The following is a 16,069-nucleotide window of genomic DNA, read 5'->3' as shown; positions in this document are numbered from 1 at the left end:
CTAGAATATCCAGTTTATTTTTCATCGATGTCTGTGCGTACGAATCATGGATATTTCATAACTTAAGCCCTATAAACAATAAAAATAACTATTATCCGCCACATTTAACATATATTATATCTTCACAATGCACAAAATATTCCTATCATTTGCGTTACTATTCTTATCATTACTGTCCTTTGGTCAAAAAGCCGCTACCGATAAAAAACTCGAATCACAGATTAAACAGCTGATTCAGGGTTTTCAAGGCGATGTCGGCATTTATGTACACCATCTCAAAAAAAACAAAGAAGTCAACATCCAGGGCGACAGCATTTTCCCGACGGCAAGCATTGTCAAAATCCCCATTTTAGTCGGCATCTTTGATAAAATTGAAAAAAGTGAACTACAACTTGATCAGCAACTGCTCTACCGTGCTAGTCAACGATATGGCGGCTCAGGGCTAATGCAATTTTTTAAAGACAGTACACAAGTTGATCTGAAAACCTTGGTTGCGCTTATGCTATCTTATAGTGATAATGTAACCAGCATTTGGAATCAAAACCTTGCGGGAGGAGGTGTCGCGATCAATAAATTAATGAGCGAGCTTCAATTAACCCAGACGCGTGTCAACTCACAGACAGAGGGACGGAAGTCAGATTGGGAAAGATATGGTTGGGGCCAGACTACACCAAAAGAAATGGCCGACTTGGTCACACTAATCCGACAAGGCAAAGTTGTATCCCCAAAATCTTCCGATCAGATGTATCGTTTTATGGGCAACATGTTCTATGATGAAAGAGGGCTATCGCAAATCCCATCCACTGTTAAAACAGCTTCAAAAACAGGCTCTTTAGATGACGTACGCAATGAGGTCATTTTGGTCAATGCACCGAAAGGAGATTACGTTTTCAGTATTTTCACCAAGAACAATACAGATAAAAGCTGGGGAAAAACAAATGAAGCAGAGGTACTTACCCGTAAACTTTCCAAATTGTTATGGGATTACTACCAATAAGCCTATTTAAGTCAATGTTATAAAGATGTGATATAAAAAGGGGAGGCACTCAAAAAAGTGCCCCCCTTCCCTATAGTTCAAATGAAATACGTCAACTAATTTTTCAACGCTTCACCTACATTTTTAGCTTTCCGACTAATATCGTCACCTACTTTTTTGGAAGCATCTTTTACATCTTTAGCGGCCTCCTTGGTTCCGGTAGCAACATCATTTGCAACTTTCTTCGTACCGTCAGCGACATCTTTTGCAGCATCTTTTGTTTTATCAACAGCTGTATTTGTCGCATCTACTGTCGCATCTTTTGCATCTTTCAATCCCTCTTTTACATCCTCTCCAGCATTACGCAAAGCATCCTTGGTTTTCTCCCAAGCTGTGTTAGCTTCTTCAGAAGCAGCTCGAGCCTTTTCCTCGGCGGCTTTATCGCCTTTCGCGATAGCTTCATCCAAATCCTTTTTCGCCTGCTCTGCTTTCAAACGGGCATTTTCCTCCGCATTTTTTAAATCTGCGATTGCCGCATCTACATGCTCACCGACTGTTTTTGCCGAATCTGTCGCTGTAGTGTCTTTTTTCTCCGAATTGTTGCAAGAAGACATGACCAATGCTCCTGCTACGACTGCTAAAAGTGCAATTTTCTTCATTATAAATTGATTTATGAGTGTAGTTTTCAACGGCTCATCAGAGCACGTATACATCAATTTACAACTTCTATGCCAATTAGACAAAATTATTGCTTCGGATAGATTGTTCCTTTCGCAGCTTCCAGTGTATTTTTCAACAAACCGACGATCGTCATTAACCCAACTCCGCCCGGTACCGGTGTAATCCAGGACGCTTTAGGAGCAACATTTTCAAAATCAACATCACCAAATAGCTTAAAACCAGATTTCGTTGCTGTAGAAGTTTCTCTATTAATACCGACATCAATTACTACTGCACCGTCTTTAACCATGTCTGCAGTAACAAAATTTTTCTTCCCGATTGCCGCAACAACGATATCACCACGCAAAACCTCTGTTTTAAGGTCTTTTGTGCGACTATGTGTTAATGTAACAGTACAATTACCTGGATTGGAATTACGAGCCAGTAAGATACTCATTGGCGATCCTACGATATTGCTTCTTCCAACCACTACGGCGTGCTTGCCTGCTGTATCGATCTTATAATAATCCAACATCAACATAATACCATATGGCGTAGCTGGAATAAAACAAGGAAGATTACGTTGCATACGTCCGAGGTTGATCGGATGGAAACCATCCACATCTTTGCGGTAATCAATTGCTTCGGTAACTTTATCCGGATCAATATGTTTTGGTAAAGGCAACTGCACAATCAAACCATCAATAGACTCATCCTGATTGATTTCTTTGACCTTAGCGATCAATTCATCCTCTGTTATGTTTTCATCATAACGAATGTTTGTTGATTCAAAGCCGACCAGTTGACAGTTGCGCATTTTGCTAGCTACATAGGTTTCGCTACCACCATCATTCCCCACAAGGATAGCAACCAGATGAGGCTTACGGCCAGTCTGTGTAGTAAATTCAGCCGCATCTAACGCTATTTGCTCTTTAATTTTTTCGGAAACTAGTTTACCATCTAATAGATTCATGTTTAGGAGATTTTATTGTATTTAAAAGGAGCCCAAGAGCTCCTTTATTATTGTGTTATTTTGATTAATCTAATTTCAATACCGCCATAAATGCAGATTGCGGAATCTCTACGTTCCCAACCTGACGCATGCGTTTCTTACCTTTCTTTTGTTTTTCCAAAAGCTTACGCTTCCGGGAGATATCACCACCATAACATTTTGCCGTAACATCTTTACGTAAAGCTGAGATCGTCTCCCGGGCAATAATCTTTGCACCGATTGACGCTTGGATACGAATTTCAAATTGTTGACGTGGTAACAGTTCTTTTAGTTTTTCACAGATCTTTTTACCAAAATCATATGCGTTGCTCCGATGTATCAACGATGATAAGGCATCTACAGGTTCATCGTTCAATCGAATATCCAGTTTTACCAAATCTGACTTGCGATAACCAATCTGGTGGTAATCAAATGAAGCGTATCCTTTAGAGATTGTTTTCAATTTATCATAAAAGTCAAATACAATTTCTCCCATTGGCATTTCAAAAACCAATTCAACACGATCTGAAGTCAAATAATGCTGGTTCATGATCGTACCGCGTTTCTGGATACAAAGTGACATAATTGGTCCAACGAAATCCGATTTCGTAATAATATTAGCTTTGATATATGGCTCTTCGATTGAATCCAATTTACTTGGATCCGGTAGATCTGAAGGATTATGTACGATCACTTCCTCTTTATCTTTGGTCATATAGGCCTTATAGGATACGTTGGGAACTGTCGTGATCACCGTCATATCAAACTCGCGCTCTAGGCGCTCTTGAATAATCTCCATGTGAAGCATACCCAAGAAACCACAACGGAAACCGAAACCCAAAGCTGCCGACGACTCTGGTTCAAACACCAAAGAAGCATCGTTTAGCTGCAAACGGTGCATCGATTCACGCAACTCCTCGTAATCCTCCGTATCCACAGGATAAATACCCGCAAAGACCATCGGTTTCACCTCTTCAAACCCTTGAATAGCCTCAGAACAAGGACGATCCTTATGCGTAATGGTATCCCCTACTTTCACTTCACGTGCCTCCTTGATACCAGAGATAATATAACCTACATCACCGGTCTTAATGACTTCTTTGGGTACTTGATTCAACTTCAGCGTACCAATTTCATCGGCAAAATATTCTTTCCCAGTAGCAACAAATTTCACGCGGTCGCCCTTACGGATTTCACCATTTTCAACTTTAAAGTAAGCCATGATACCACGGAATGAGTTGAAAACAGAGTCAAAAATCAAGGCTTGCAAAGGTCCATCAGGATCACCCACTGGATGAGGAATACGGTCCACAATAGCCTCCAAAATATCCGGAACACCAAGACCTGTTTTACCAGATGCAGGAATAATCGCATTGCGGTCACCACCGATCAAATCCACAATCTGATCTTTGACTTCTTCAGGCATAGCACCAGGAAGGTCCATTTTGTTAAGAATTGGGATGATTTCCAAATCATGTTCCAACGCTAGATATAAATTTGAAATCGTTTGCGCCTGAATACCTTGAGATGCATCAACGATCAATAAAGCGCCCTCGCAGGCAGCAATTGAACGCGACACCTCATAAGAAAAATCCACGTGTCCCGGGGTATCAATCAGGTTCAAGATATATTCCTGACCATCTCTTTTATAATTCATTTGGATGGCGTGACTCTTGATCGTAATACCACGTTCACGTTCCAAATCCATATTATCAAGTAATTGTGCCTGTGCCTCACGCTGACTGATGGTATTGGTATACTCTAAAAGGCGGTCTGCCAAAGTACTTTTGCCATGGTCAATATGCGCAATAATACAGAAATTACGAATGTGCTTCATATAGGATTTTTAAACTCTTTTGCTAAAAGGCAAAGATACCTTTTTTTATATATATTTATATAAACTAGCTTTTTTTTAGTTTACTATACGCGAAGAAATCAGACTAGACACTATTCCTGTTAAGAACGGTAGAAACTGTATTCGCTATTCAGCAATAGCATATAAAAAATGTTTCTGATTTCGTGTAACATTGTCTGTGTCCCAAGAAATTCGTTCCCGAAATTGCTCCGAACGAATTGGACAATTGCCGACCTGACAATATTGGCAGCACTGTGGAAGACAAGGATCCGCATGAACGAAAAATTCGGTCCGTACCGACATTTCCTTATTGACAATCTTATCTACAGCAGAAATTTCATCATGCACCTGGATCAAGTCAAGGTAACGGGGTAGTGTGAGATGGCAATCTACATGGAGTTCGTTCCCATAGCGCTGTACACGAAGATTATGAACATCAATCCATTCATCTTTCCGATTGCGCTCCAAGATTTCGACGACATCCTGTACGAGCGCTGTATCCGATTCATCCATCAATCCACCGATCGATTGGCGAAGTAGCTTATAACCATTGAAGAGGATAAAAAGCCCCAGTACAATTGAAATGACCACATCGATCCATTGGAAACCTGTCAGTCTCATCAATAATAAACCCAGTATCAATCCGACCGTACTATAGGCATCTACCTGCAGATGTTTTCCATCCGCCACCAAGGTAATAGACCCCAATGCACGTCCACGCTTCATGATATAGAATCCTACTGCAAAATTTATCACAGATGTAATACCGATCAGATAAATCCCTTGTTCAAGGTGTGTTAACGCTGCAGGAAAGAAAAGATTGTAACAAGCCTTGGCTAAGATAATGGCGCCAGCAATAAAAATAAGTCCACCTTCTAAAAACACCGAAAAGAATTCCACTTTACCATGCCCGTAGGGATGATTCTCATCCTTAGGCTGCGCCGAAAGATAAATACTATAAAATGCAAAACCCGAAGCAATCACATTAACGATACTCTCTGCCGCATCTGTAAAGATTGCACTGGAGTCCGTTAAAAAGTAGGCAAAAAACTTCACAATCATCAAACCTATTCCCGTAAAAAGCGATAATAAAACCAATCTTCTTTGTCTTGACATGATGCTTATCTTCTATATGAAACCTTCTATGAGCTAATGATGAAATGAGGACTAGCCAGCATTTTTGTGAGCGCAAAGGTAAAGATATAACGACAAATCAGAACGATTAGTTTTGAACATCCAACGTCAGGGATCAATTAAATAACTGTGCTAAATCGCTTCAACAGCCCTTTTATTAAAAAAGCTCAATAAAAGAGCTACTTTTCTTTGTAAATTCTCAAAAATAAAGAAGATTATTTGCAACGTATATAATATCTTTGTCTTACCATGAGCACATCATCATACTTATCAGACAGGATAAATAATTTGTCCGAATCGGCTACACTTAAAATGACCAAGTTGGGCCGCGAATTAGCAGCAAAAGGCGTTAATGTAATTAGCCTTAGCGTAGGTGAACCTGATTTCAACACCCCTGAGCATGTAAAAGATGCAGCGAAGAAAGCCCTAGATGAAAACTGGACGCGTTATTCGCCGGTACCGGGATACCCTGAATTGCGCCAGGCAATTGTAAACAAGTTGAAGACAGAAAACAATTTAGATTATGATATTTCTCAAATTGTTGTTTCTACAGGTGCGAAACAATCCCTGTCTAATGTAATTTTGACTTTGATCAACCCGGGTGATGAGGTAATTATCCCAACACCATATTGGGTATCATACTCCGAAATGGTCGTTTTAGCGGAAGGAAAATCGGTATTTATCAATACAGAGATCGACAATAACTTTAAGATTACACCAGCACAATTGGAAGCGGCAATTACACCAAAAACCAAATTGTTTATGTTCTCTTCGCCAAACAACCCCACAGGAACAGTTTACAGCAAAGATGAATTGGCTGCATTAGCTGAAGTTTTCGAAAAACATCCACAGGTATTTATCTTATCCGATGAAATCTACGAACATATCAATTTTGTAGACAAACACGAATCCATCGCACAATTTGAAAGCATCAAAGATAGAGTAATTATCATCAATGGCTTTTCAAAAGCATTTGCAATGACGGGATGGCGTTTAGGTTATATCGCTGCCAACAAAACCATTGCTGCCGCGAATGATAAATTACAAGGACAGACAACCTCAGGTACATGTTCAATTTCTCAACGTGCGGGTATCGTCGCTTATGAACAAGGATTAGAATCTGTCAACAAAATGAAAGAAGCTTTCGCTCGTCGTCGCCAATTGGTATACGATCTATTGACTGAAATCCCTGGCGTAAGAACAAATCTTCCAGAGGGTGCATTCTATTTCTTCCCAGAAATCTCTTCGTTCTTTGGTAAAAAAGACCAAGATGGTAATGTCATTAAAAACTCATCTGATTTGGCATTGTACTTATTGAATGTTGGTCACGTAGCTACAGTAGGTGGAGATTCATTCGGTAACGACAATTACATCCGCTTGTCTTATGCAGCCTCAGACGAAAGTTTGATCGAAGCTTTAAAAAGAATCAAAGAAGCATTAGGAAAACTGGCCTAATCTCTTATCCAAATATAAAAAAGAGCTCCTCTGAGCTCTTTTTTTATGCAGTTCTAATTTTCCTCCTAAATTTTCGGCGCAGTCTAAACGCCTATTCGGTCAAATATCATCTCAGCCCCATAATTTAAGCAGATGTTATCGCTTGAAATAAATATTTATTACATTTACTCCTATGAGTATTTTAACAGAAAAATTTAAAACGCAGCACGACACGGCTCCGTTTTCACAGATAAAAAACGAAGATTATATTCCCGCATTTGATGAAGCTATTCAGAAGACAAAAGATGAAGTCGATGCTATCGTCAACAATCCCGAAACGGCAACTTTCGACAATACCATCGCTGCTATGTCCTACTCTGGACAGACACTAGATCGTTTGTCCAATATCTTTTTCAATCTCCATTCCGCTGAAACCAATGCTGATCTCGAAAAGATCGCACAGGACGTCGCCCCAAAACTATCTGCTTTAGGCAATGATATCACCTTAAATTTCGATCTTTTCAAAAGGGTTAAGGCTGTATACGATCAGAAGGATCAACTGACATTGACGGCAGAGCAAACCACCTTATTGGAAAAATCCTATAAGGATTTTGTACGCAACGGCGCACTTTTAAATGATGAACAGAAAGAAAAGCTCCGCGAAATAGATGCCGAGCTATCACTTTTAAAATTGAAATTCGGGGAGAATGTCCTGGCCGAAACCAATGCCTATCAGCTGTTGGTAACAGACGAAAAAGATCTTGCCGGACTTCCAGAGGGTGCTGTAGAAGCTGCACATGCTTTGGCTAAAGCCAACGAAAAAGAAGGCTGGCTTTTTACTCTGGATTTCCCGAGCTATCTTCCTTTTGTCACTTATGCCGACAATCGAGAACTTCGCAAAGAAATTACCCTCGCCGCAGGCCGTAAAGCTTTTCAGGACAACGAGCACAACAACGTGGACAATGTCCTTAAAATTGTAAAACTTCGCTTCGAACGGGCCAAATTATTAGGATACGCCACCCATGCAGACTTTGTCCTTGCCGAACGTATGGCACAAAATCCAAGCAAAGTCACCGAATTCCTAAACGACCTACTTGGAAAAGCGAAACCAGCAGCAGTGAAAGAATTTGCAGAATTATCCCAATTTGCAAAAAATATGCATGGCATAGACCAATTGGAAAAATGGGATGGCGCCTATTATGCCGAAAAGCTGAAACAAGAACGCTTTAATCTGGACGATGAAAAGCTCAAACCTTATTTCAAACTTGAAAATGTCTTACAAGGTGCATTTGAAGTAGCCCATCGCTTGTTTGGCATCAACTTCAAGGCAGTTGATACAATAGATACCTACCACGAAGAAGTACAAACATTTGAGGTCAGTAAAGACAACGGTGAATTAGTCGCTATCTTCTATGCCGATTTCTTCCCGCGTAAAGGAAAGAGAAATGGGGCCTGGATGACCTCTTTCAAACCACAGTACATTCAACAGGGTAAACAAGAACGTCCGCATGTCTCCATTGTTTGCAATTTTACGCGTCCTACAGCTTCAAAACCTTCGCTGTTGACCTTTCAGGAAGTGACCACATTATTTCACGAATTTGGACATGCCCTACATGGTATGTTGGCTGATAGCACTTATCCTACACTATCTGGAACCTCTGTATATTGGGATTTTGTCGAGCTACCGAGTCAAGTGATGGAAAACTGGTGCTACGAAAAAGAAGCTCTTGAGCTATTTGCCAAACACTATGAAACTGGCGAAGTGATCCCGATTGAACTTGTCGAAAAGATCCGCGAAAGCGCTTCATTTCTTGAGGGTATGGCAACAATGCGCCAATTGAGCTTTGGTCTATTGGATATGGGCTGGCATGGACAGGATCCAACCGCGATCTCGGATCTGAAAGCATTCGAAGATGAACAGTTTGCCTCGACAAAACTCTATCCTGATGTCAAGGAAAATGCCATGAGCACAGCCTTCTCCCATATTTTCAATGGCGGTTATTCTTCGGGCTATTACAGCTACAAATGGGCCGAAGTACTGGATGCCGATGCATTTGACTACTTTAAACAAAACGGCATCTTCAACAAGGAGATCGCGGCCAAATTCAAGGATAATATACTTTCAAAAGGTGGTACCGAACATCCAATGGTCCTTTACAAACGTTTCCGCGGACAAGAACCTTCGGTAGAACCTTTGTTGAAAAGAGCTGGATTGATCAAATAATTGGATTGATCAAATAATAAAAAAGCTGGATTTTATATCCAGCTTTTTTTCAACCATAACTTTGTTGTTCACCGATAAATTTCTGTGCAAACAATTAGGTGCAAACAGTTATTTGAATGTACCTCTGGTTTGGACGCTATCATGAACTTTTGCCATTCTCATGCTTTCATCAGGCAAATACAGAAACTATCTCATTTGTTTCCAACCAAATAACGAGACATTAGGTCAGAACACGACACATCTTGCTGATTAAGCAAAAAAATAGTACCTTTGTAAGACATAATTGGGGTTGACCGGAATTGACAGGATGGAGACGGTTATGTAAGCATGTAGTGCGTTGTTAGTAGAGCACTTTAATCTGAACTTTCAGAATTATAACTGGCGAAGAAAACTACGCCTTAGCTGCTTAAGTTAGACTTAACATAGCTATTTGTCCCGTTAGATCCTGTTCTTTGGTTTAACATTCGGGGCATCGAACAATAGAACTGGCAAGTGTGATGTTGCTAAGCACTTGTGAGAAACAGCAACTACGGCGTACGGTATAGGTAAGCGACTCACCTTCCCTCGCTCGACAATTAAAGAGAAGCTAAACATGTAGAAAGCGTATACAGTACCATGACTGGACGAGAGTTCGAATCTCTCCAGCTCCACTTGACGGGATAATTGAAAAATTATCCCGTTTTTTTGTATAATCTAAACACCCCATTTCTCTCATTTTCAATTCATTACGAATAAAAGGTTCCATAATATATGGAGTTCGATAGATACCATTCTCATAGTATAAAAAGTCGTCGAACACCATTTTAATGAGTTCCTGCTTTTCTATTGTGTTAGCTTCTGTATAAACGTAATTAAGGTCTGAAAGATAAAATAATTGATCTCGTAACAATAAAAATGTCTTATCTCCATTATGTCTTAACTTATCAATTTGTTCTTTAAGAGATTCTTTTTTTATAGTCAACTCATTATGCCACCTTTCATAAGTATCGTGTTGAATCCGATTTGTAATCCATTTTTCTTCGATTGACATAAGCTTTTCTCCTGTCTGCTCGTATTCGATTTGGCGTTGTTTTAATAATGTTTTATGTTCCTTTAAAGTTATCTCCATCTCGATCTGGCTCTTCTCCTTTATACTCGATATTAGTTTTTCAGGAAGACTCATTAATTCTAAAGCGCCGGATAATTGTTTGTGAGCTTTTTTAGCACTTATATTATTATGGGCACTAGCGATGCTACATTTATAATAATAATAGTATTTTCCCATTTTCCCTTTACTAGCAGCACCAGTTAATAGTTTTCCACAATGGCAGCGTAAGGCACCACGTAGTGGAATTAGGTCGTCATAAATTTTCCTTTCTTTATTACCTCTTTTTATCTTTTCATTAACTAATTTCCAAGTCGTTGCTTCAATAATTGGCTCGTGATTTTTTAGAGGGAATAACCCTCCTGGATTTTGTTTCCATGCTTTGACTTGTTGAAATCCATAATATAAAGGGTTTGTTAATATTCGTTCAACGGCAGTAGTTGCCGTGCGTTTTAATCCCATTTCTATTGCCTTTTCCTTAATTTTGTATAAAGCAACTCCTGCTATATAAGCATCATAAATATATCTAACGACAATTGCTTCACTTTCATCCACTACTAGACGACGTGCCTCATTCTTACCCTCCTTTTTATAACCAAATGGAGCCCGCCCGCCTTGAATCCAAAGTCCTTTAACCGCTTTGGCAGTATAGATTCCTGCATTTATATCATTCTGTCTTTTTATATTTTCAGAATTACCCATTAAAAATTCAAGCCCCATTATAAAGAATGAATTATGATCCATACAATCATAAATTGATCCTCTACTAGCGCTTACAATCCTCACATCATAAAGTGCTTGAATTTTTGTAACCATATTAATGGCGTCGCCTGCGATCCTACTGAATCTTGTTAACTCAGCTACGACCAAGTAATCAATTTGATCATGGTTCTTTTTGATAAAGTCAAAAAGAACTTTAATATCCGGCCTATCAAAGTTTCGTGCAGTGTGTCCTTCGTCGATAAATGTATCCACAATTTCCACACCGCTATTATTCATCCATTGGCTTGTTATTAAATCCTGACGTTCGATACTATGTAAACTTTGACCATCACTGCTGTATCTTAAATAGCGTATACCCTTTTTCATTAGCTTCGTTTATTGCTTTTTTAACCAAAATTTTAACTATTAAATTTACTAATTTTTCTTCATTTTTTACTTTTAGGTCTGCTGTTGTATCGTCTTTTTTATACAATTTACCAACATCGTAATTCTCTTTTGTAACTATCTTTTTTGGCATAGGTATTTAGTAAATAAAATCTCAATATTAGTAATATAATCAACATGACGTCTTCAAATCGATTGACTTAAGTTTATTGATTAATTTAGGGAGGAGTATATTTATTATCCCATAATTGTTTTAAATTGAGTAGACTCACTTTGTCATTCTTTTTTTCTTCGTTCTCCAATTGATTAATTTCTGATTTTCCATTTTTCTTTATTAAAATCATAAAAAAATATTTACTAAAATTTCATATTGATTCATTACTCTACATGTCAAACCGTTTACGTTCAAAATTTGAAACGATTTAAATTTTTCATATTTAAATTCAACATTCAGTCGTTAAAAATTTAGATGAGTAAGGAACAATACTAAAAATTGCCTAGTGCCCATCCGTAACAAGTCGAACCAATTTTTTCAGTCAGATAATTGGTATCGACTATTAGACTCATAATCTTTTGGTCCCTGGTTCGAGCCCAGGTGGGAGCACAAAGCAAAAAAGCGGCTTTTCTATGCGAAAAAGCCGCTTTTTTCGTTTCTTCGCATCAATTTCCATTGATGTGATGGCCATGGGTAAAGTACCCTATTCGGCCAGTTTTGCATAGTTTTTTGTTGAACTTCACGTAAAAATGTAACAAATATGTAACGGGAATTTTTACGTGCTAAAGAAAAAAATTATGGCAACCGTAAGCGCGAAAGTTTATGAACACCACAAGAAATCCGATGGCACCTACAATGTAAAAATCTGTGTCTATCACAAGGGAGAAAGAAAGTTTTTGGACACCAATCACTATGTTGTTCAGAAGCAACTCACTAAAGAAAAAAAGATCAAAGACAGCTTTGTTCTTGATAAGTTAAATGACCAACTCAAAGAATACCGTAAAGCAATTAGCGAACTTGATGGGAGACTTGAATATTTTACAGCGGAAGCTTTAAAAGATTACCTAAAAGATATGGATGAGGATGTAGAATTCATATCATTTTGTAGGGAACATATCGAACGATTAAAAGCTGATGGTAGAACAGGAACTGCGAAGAATCATACAGCTATCTGCAATAGCCTTGTTGATTATTTTAAAAGACAGACTGTATCCATAAAGGAAATAAATTCAAACATGCTGTTTATGTATGAACGATTCCTGAAGTCCGATAGAATCATGACTAGGATTAATCAATTTGGAAATCCAGTCATAACAACTGAGAAAGGTCTATCGGACAGTGGGCTTCACAATCACATGCGAGATTTAAGAACCCTCTTTAACGAGGCCAGAAGAAAATACAACAACGAAGATTTGGGGATCTATCGAATCAAACATTACCCTTTTTCAAAATATAAGGTTGGTTCTCCCCCTCTCACAAAAAACAGAAACAATGAAATTGATGATGTTTTAAAATTAAGGGATTGGCCTACAGTAGCCAACAGTCGAGCTGAATTAGCCAAAGAACTCTATATGCTATCGTTCTACCTCTGTGGCATTAATGCTATTGATCTATACTACTTAAATAGATCAGATATCAGAAATGGTAGAATAGATTACAATCGAAAAAAGACTAAGGATTTAAGAAAAGACAATGCCTTTATTAGCATTAGAATAATTGATGAAGCGAGGCCACTTCTCGAAAAATATATCGAAAAACTACGAAATCGATATAGAAATCCTAATTACCTTAATTATGCATTATCAAAGGGAATGCTCCACCTTCGTAACCTAACCGGAATTAAAAATCTCACCTTGTACTGGGCAAGACATACTTTTGCAAACACTGCTAGAAATAGATGCCGCTTAAATAAAGATGATGTCTCACTCGCTCTAAATCATGTCGACGAAGGGAATAGAGTAACAGATATCTATATAGAAAAAGACTGGAAAATTGTTGATGATGTCCAAAAAAAGGTAATGAGAATTCTGAGAAAAATCGACTCAAAAAAAGATAAAAAAAATAAATCGAAGAAAAAGAAAAATAAGAACAAACAAGCTGCTTAAGTATATACTGCGATGAAGTTCATTGCAGTATAATTTCATTATTTCTAAATCTTACAATTATGAAGACCTTATTATTATTCTTACTCTTTTGTATTCTATCGACTATTGGGCTTTTCTCCGCCCTTAGTATGAAAACTCCTTGGATCGGATTTTCGCTAGTATTTTGCGTATGGCTTGTATTTATTTTGACTACTACTAAGCCTAAAATTTAATAAAATATTAAACTGATGATCTGAGTCATGCATTCGGTCTAGAAGGTCGGACAGTAACAGATATTTACGCTCAAATTTTCAAAATAATACAAAAGAAGGTCATCAAAGATTCGACGTCGCTATTATTGTAGATTTTTGTTCAATAAATTTTACATTTGTATATGACTAAAAAACTGATTGAAAGTCTTTATTTGAAAAATATAGCAGTTGTTGGATTTAGATCAATCCATAAGATAAATGCTGATTTTAATAATGGCCTTAATATTATTATTGGGAAGAATGGAGCAGGAAAGTCAAATTTGCTTTATATTGTAAAAGAGGCTTTAAGGCCGAAAGGGCTACCTCAGGATAGTCACGTTAAAGCGCTATCCTTTGTAATGGAGTCTTTAAGCGGGGCCGATTTGTTCGAAGTGAATTATGAAAGACAAGCTTTTAGCCCGGAAGATATAGAAATTAATCCTGGTCAAAAGTATTTTTTCAAAAGAACTTATACCTTAAATGGCACTTATCTGCCGTTAAATCATAGAGGAAAATTATTAGCTGGGGAATCCGAAGGAACATTAATAGTAAAATCTCGCCAACTTTTTTATAATTATGCTCTACGATCAGTAATGTTAACTTTTCCTCGTACGATACTCTTAGAGTACAATCTACCTATTTCTCCTGAATTCATTGATTTACCTGGTAAGCTGATCATCGATTTTGATATGTATGAAGGCATATATTCTATCGGAAATAATTTTTTAGACCGTTATTTTTGGAACATAGAAACTGAGTTTTTAGATTTTTTCGAGAATAAAAGTTCAGATCAAATTGACTCCCATATGATAAAAGAAATTCCAACTGATTATATTAAGTCAAAATTTGTTTTTAGTGATGAATTTATCCGTGTACTTTCAAAATACACCCCTATAAAGAATATACGTTTTAATTCAAATATTAATATTTATTTTGACGAACTACGCTTTAATGTTGAAAACATCAAGATAGAGTATTTCGTAAATGATACTTGGTTACCGTGGAACAATCTTTCTGATGGAACAAAAAGATTATTCTATATTATTGCCCAAATACAAGATTTGAAAGAAAGCGTAATTTTGATAGAAGAGCCAGAGTTAGGAATACATCCCCACCAATTTGATCTTTTAATGCAATTCATTAAGGAACGTAGTGACTTCAATCAAATTATTATATCAACTCATTCTCCTTTAGTTTTAAATTACGTTGAAATTGAAGAATTAAGTAGAATTCAAATAGTATCATATTCAAAAGACTCCGGAACATCTATACGAAGGCTATCAAATGATGAAAGAGAAAAGGCGAGAACTTATGTTGAAGAGGTGGGTTATTTAAGCGATTATTGGGTTTATTCAGATTTAGAAGAATGAAGGTAATTGGCTTAATCGGAGAGGATCCAAATGATACTGTAGCTCTTGAAAATCTATTAAAACCTCAATTTGGCTCTGCAATAAGATTTAAAACCCTTTGTAAAAAATTAAGGGGAGATGGATTAGAAAGTTTTAAATTTTTTAAACAGATCACAGCGGAGACTAAAATAGAAAAGTATGATTTGTTAGTGTGTATTAGAGATTTAGATGGGTTTAATTCTGATAAACTTAAGGTTGATTCGAGGAATATTTGGTTTCAAAAAGTACAGGATTACGCCAATAATTGTAAGGCTGTTATTTTACTAAATGTATGGGAATTGGAAGCTTTACTTTTCGCTGATATTAATTTAATCAATCGTAAATATGGAACTAAACTAACATTTTCTAAAGATCCAACTAGTATAAAAGACCCTAAAGAAAAACTAAAACGAGAAACTAGTAAAGGCCGACGGAGATATGTGGAATCTGACTGCAGGGAATTATTTGCAGAGATAGACTATAATAAAATTATGGCCAAATGCATATTTTTTAGAGATTTTGTAAATGTCTTAAAAAATGAACTTAGTATAAAATAGAAACTTGAGAGCAACATGCTTAGGATTATTCTTTAGGTGGTTTTCGCACCCAATTTTATATGGATTTCCACAACAAAAAATAATAGACGACCCTAATTCATGAAATTTCTTTTGGCACATTATCCAGACTAGGCTTAGAATATCCAAATTTATCTCGATTATCCCTGTATACATTCTTTTAAAATAAAGAAATACCCTGTTTAAATGATTAAAAATATACCAAAACCAGATAGGTGTAAATGGTAAATAAGAATGCAGCATAATTGGTAAGTTGGAGTGCAGCATTTTCGGCACTAATAAATACACAATCCAGTCCAAAAGTATGCTAT

Annotated in this window: 11 protein-coding genes, 1 other RNA gene and 1 pseudogene; 7 read left to right on the top strand and 6 right to left on the bottom strand. The window is 37.3% G+C overall.

Going from position 1 to position 16,069, the window contains the following annotated elements; all coding sequences use genetic code 11:
* Window positions 1-127 precede the first annotated feature (127 nt).
* Window positions 128-997 (top strand): serine hydrolase, encoded by an 870-nt coding sequence (locus L1283_RS15580; RefSeq protein ID WP_286850073.1) that lies wholly within the window; start codon window positions 128-130, stop codon window positions 995-997.
* Window positions 998-1,092: 95 nt separating this feature from the next.
* On the opposite strand, the gene L1283_RS15575 is transcribed toward L1283_RS15580, so the two are convergent.
* From L1283_RS15575 to L1283_RS15560, 4 genes are all read right to left on the bottom strand, one after another.
* Entirely contained in the window at window positions 1,093-1,635 is a 543-nt protein-coding gene (locus L1283_RS15575) for a hypothetical protein (RefSeq protein WP_115046770.1), read from the bottom strand.
* 86 nt (window positions 1,636-1,721) lie between these two features.
* The gene (locus L1283_RS15570) at window positions 1,722-2,609 is read right to left on the bottom strand and encodes a bifunctional 5,10-methylenetetrahydrofolate dehydrogenase/5,10-methenyltetrahydrofolate cyclohydrolase (protein WP_145328292.1); all 888 of its coding nucleotides are present in this window, start codon (window positions 2,607-2,609) and stop codon (window positions 1,722-1,724) included.
* Window positions 2,610-2,673: 64 nt separating this feature from the next.
* Window positions 2,674-4,464: a translation elongation factor 4 gene (gene lepA / locus L1283_RS15565; protein ID WP_120333313.1), complete on the bottom strand. Its 1,791-nt coding sequence runs from the start codon at window positions 4,462-4,464 to the stop codon at window positions 2,674-2,676.
* A 144-nt stretch (window positions 4,465-4,608) separates the two neighbouring features.
* Entirely contained in the window at window positions 4,609-5,598 is a 990-nt protein-coding gene (locus L1283_RS15560; protein ID WP_088162836.1) for a cation diffusion facilitator family transporter, read from the bottom strand.
* Between the two features lie 267 nt (window positions 5,599-5,865).
* On the opposite strand from L1283_RS15560, the gene L1283_RS15555 reads away from it, so the two are divergent.
* The 3 genes from L1283_RS15555 to ssrA all read left to right on the top strand — a co-directional run bounded on the left by L1283_RS15555 (window position 5,866) and on the right by ssrA (window position 9,927).
* A complete protein-coding gene (locus L1283_RS15555) occupies window positions 5,866-7,071 on the top strand; it encodes a pyridoxal phosphate-dependent aminotransferase (protein ID WP_232475608.1) in 1,206 nt (401 codons plus the stop codon).
* Between the two features lie 172 nt (window positions 7,072-7,243).
* Complete coding sequence (locus L1283_RS15550) at window positions 7,244-9,274, top strand: M3 family metallopeptidase (protein WP_088162837.1); 2,031 nt, start codon at window positions 7,244-7,246, stop codon at window positions 9,272-9,274.
* A 285-nt stretch (window positions 9,275-9,559) separates the two neighbouring features.
* Window positions 9,560-9,927: a transfer-messenger RNA gene (ssrA, locus tag L1283_RS15545) on the top strand.
* A 725-nt stretch (window positions 9,928-10,652) separates the two neighbouring features.
* Here ssrA and L1283_RS15540 read toward each other — a convergent pair.
* Both L1283_RS15540 and L1283_RS15535 read right to left on the bottom strand, forming a co-directional pair.
* A pseudogene (locus L1283_RS15540) lies at window positions 10,653-11,447 on the bottom strand (recombinase family protein); the annotation flags it as partial.
* Window positions 11,410-11,598 carry a hypothetical protein gene (locus tag L1283_RS15535; protein ID WP_286732683.1) on the bottom strand — a complete coding sequence of 63 codons (189 nt, stop codon included), beginning with the start codon at window positions 11,596-11,598 and terminating at the stop codon, window positions 11,410-11,412. The pseudogene L1283_RS15540 and the gene L1283_RS15535, both read right to left, overlap by 38 nt.
* A 641-nt stretch (window positions 11,599-12,239) precedes the next feature.
* Between L1283_RS15535 and L1283_RS15530 the strand changes: the two genes are divergently transcribed.
* The 3 genes from L1283_RS15530 to L1283_RS15520 all read left to right on the top strand — a co-directional run bounded on the left by L1283_RS15530 (window position 12,240) and on the right by L1283_RS15520 (window position 15,740).
* Window positions 12,240-13,565 (top strand): site-specific integrase, encoded by a 1,326-nt coding sequence (locus tag L1283_RS15530; RefSeq protein WP_286850066.1) that lies wholly within the window; start codon window positions 12,240-12,242, stop codon window positions 13,563-13,565.
* Between the two features lie 373 nt (window positions 13,566-13,938).
* Window positions 13,939-15,165 carry an AAA family ATPase gene (locus L1283_RS15525; RefSeq protein ID WP_286778949.1) on the top strand — a complete coding sequence of 409 codons (1,227 nt, stop codon included), beginning with the start codon at window positions 13,939-13,941 and terminating at the stop codon, window positions 15,163-15,165.
* Window positions 15,162-15,740, top strand: a complete 579-nt coding sequence (locus L1283_RS15520) for a DUF4276 family protein (RefSeq protein ID WP_286778950.1) — start codon at window positions 15,162-15,164, stop codon at window positions 15,738-15,740. The genes L1283_RS15525 and L1283_RS15520 overlap by 4 nt, the downstream gene beginning before the upstream one ends.
* The last annotated feature ends 329 nt before the right edge of the window (window positions 15,741-16,069 follow it).

The sequence above is a fragment of the Sphingobacterium sp. HSC-15S19 genome (assembly GCF_050433745.1).
Lineage (GTDB): Bacteria > Bacteroidota > Bacteroidia > Sphingobacteriales > Sphingobacteriaceae > Sphingobacterium > Sphingobacterium siyangense.
Note: the sequence above shows the minus strand (reverse complement) of the source record. Positions and strands in the feature narration are given on the sequence as shown.

Excerpts from the sequence above, each read along its gene's own strand:
- L1283_RS15580 (WP_286850073.1), top strand. The coding sequence starts at position 128 with ATGCACAAAATATTCCTATCATTTGCGTTACTATTCTTATCATTACTG.
- L1283_RS15575 (WP_115046770.1), bottom strand. The coding sequence starts at position 1,635 with ATGAAGAAAATTGCACTTTTAGCAGTCGTAGCAGGAGCATTGGTCATG.
- L1283_RS15570 (WP_145328292.1), bottom strand. The coding sequence starts at position 2,609 with ATGAATCTATTAGATGGTAAACTAGTTTCCGAAAAAATTAAAGAGCAA.
- lepA (WP_120333313.1), bottom strand. The coding sequence starts at position 4,464 with ATGAAGCACATTCGTAATTTCTGTATTATTGCGCATATTGACCATGGC.
- L1283_RS15560 (WP_088162836.1), bottom strand. The coding sequence starts at position 5,598 with ATGTCAAGACAAAGAAGATTGGTTTTATTATCGCTTTTTACGGGAATA.
- L1283_RS15555 (WP_232475608.1), top strand. The coding sequence starts at position 5,866 with ATGAGCACATCATCATACTTATCAGACAGGATAAATAATTTGTCCGAA.
- L1283_RS15550 (WP_088162837.1), top strand. The coding sequence starts at position 7,244 with ATGAGTATTTTAACAGAAAAATTTAAAACGCAGCACGACACGGCTCCG.
- L1283_RS15535 (WP_286732683.1), bottom strand. The coding sequence starts at position 11,598 with ATGCCAAAAAAGATAGTTACAAAAGAGAATTACGATGTTGGTAAATTG.
- L1283_RS15525 (WP_286778949.1), top strand. The coding sequence starts at position 13,939 with ATGACTAAAAAACTGATTGAAAGTCTTTATTTGAAAAATATAGCAGTT.
- L1283_RS15520 (WP_286778950.1), top strand. The coding sequence starts at position 15,162 with ATGAAGGTAATTGGCTTAATCGGAGAGGATCCAAATGATACTGTAGCT.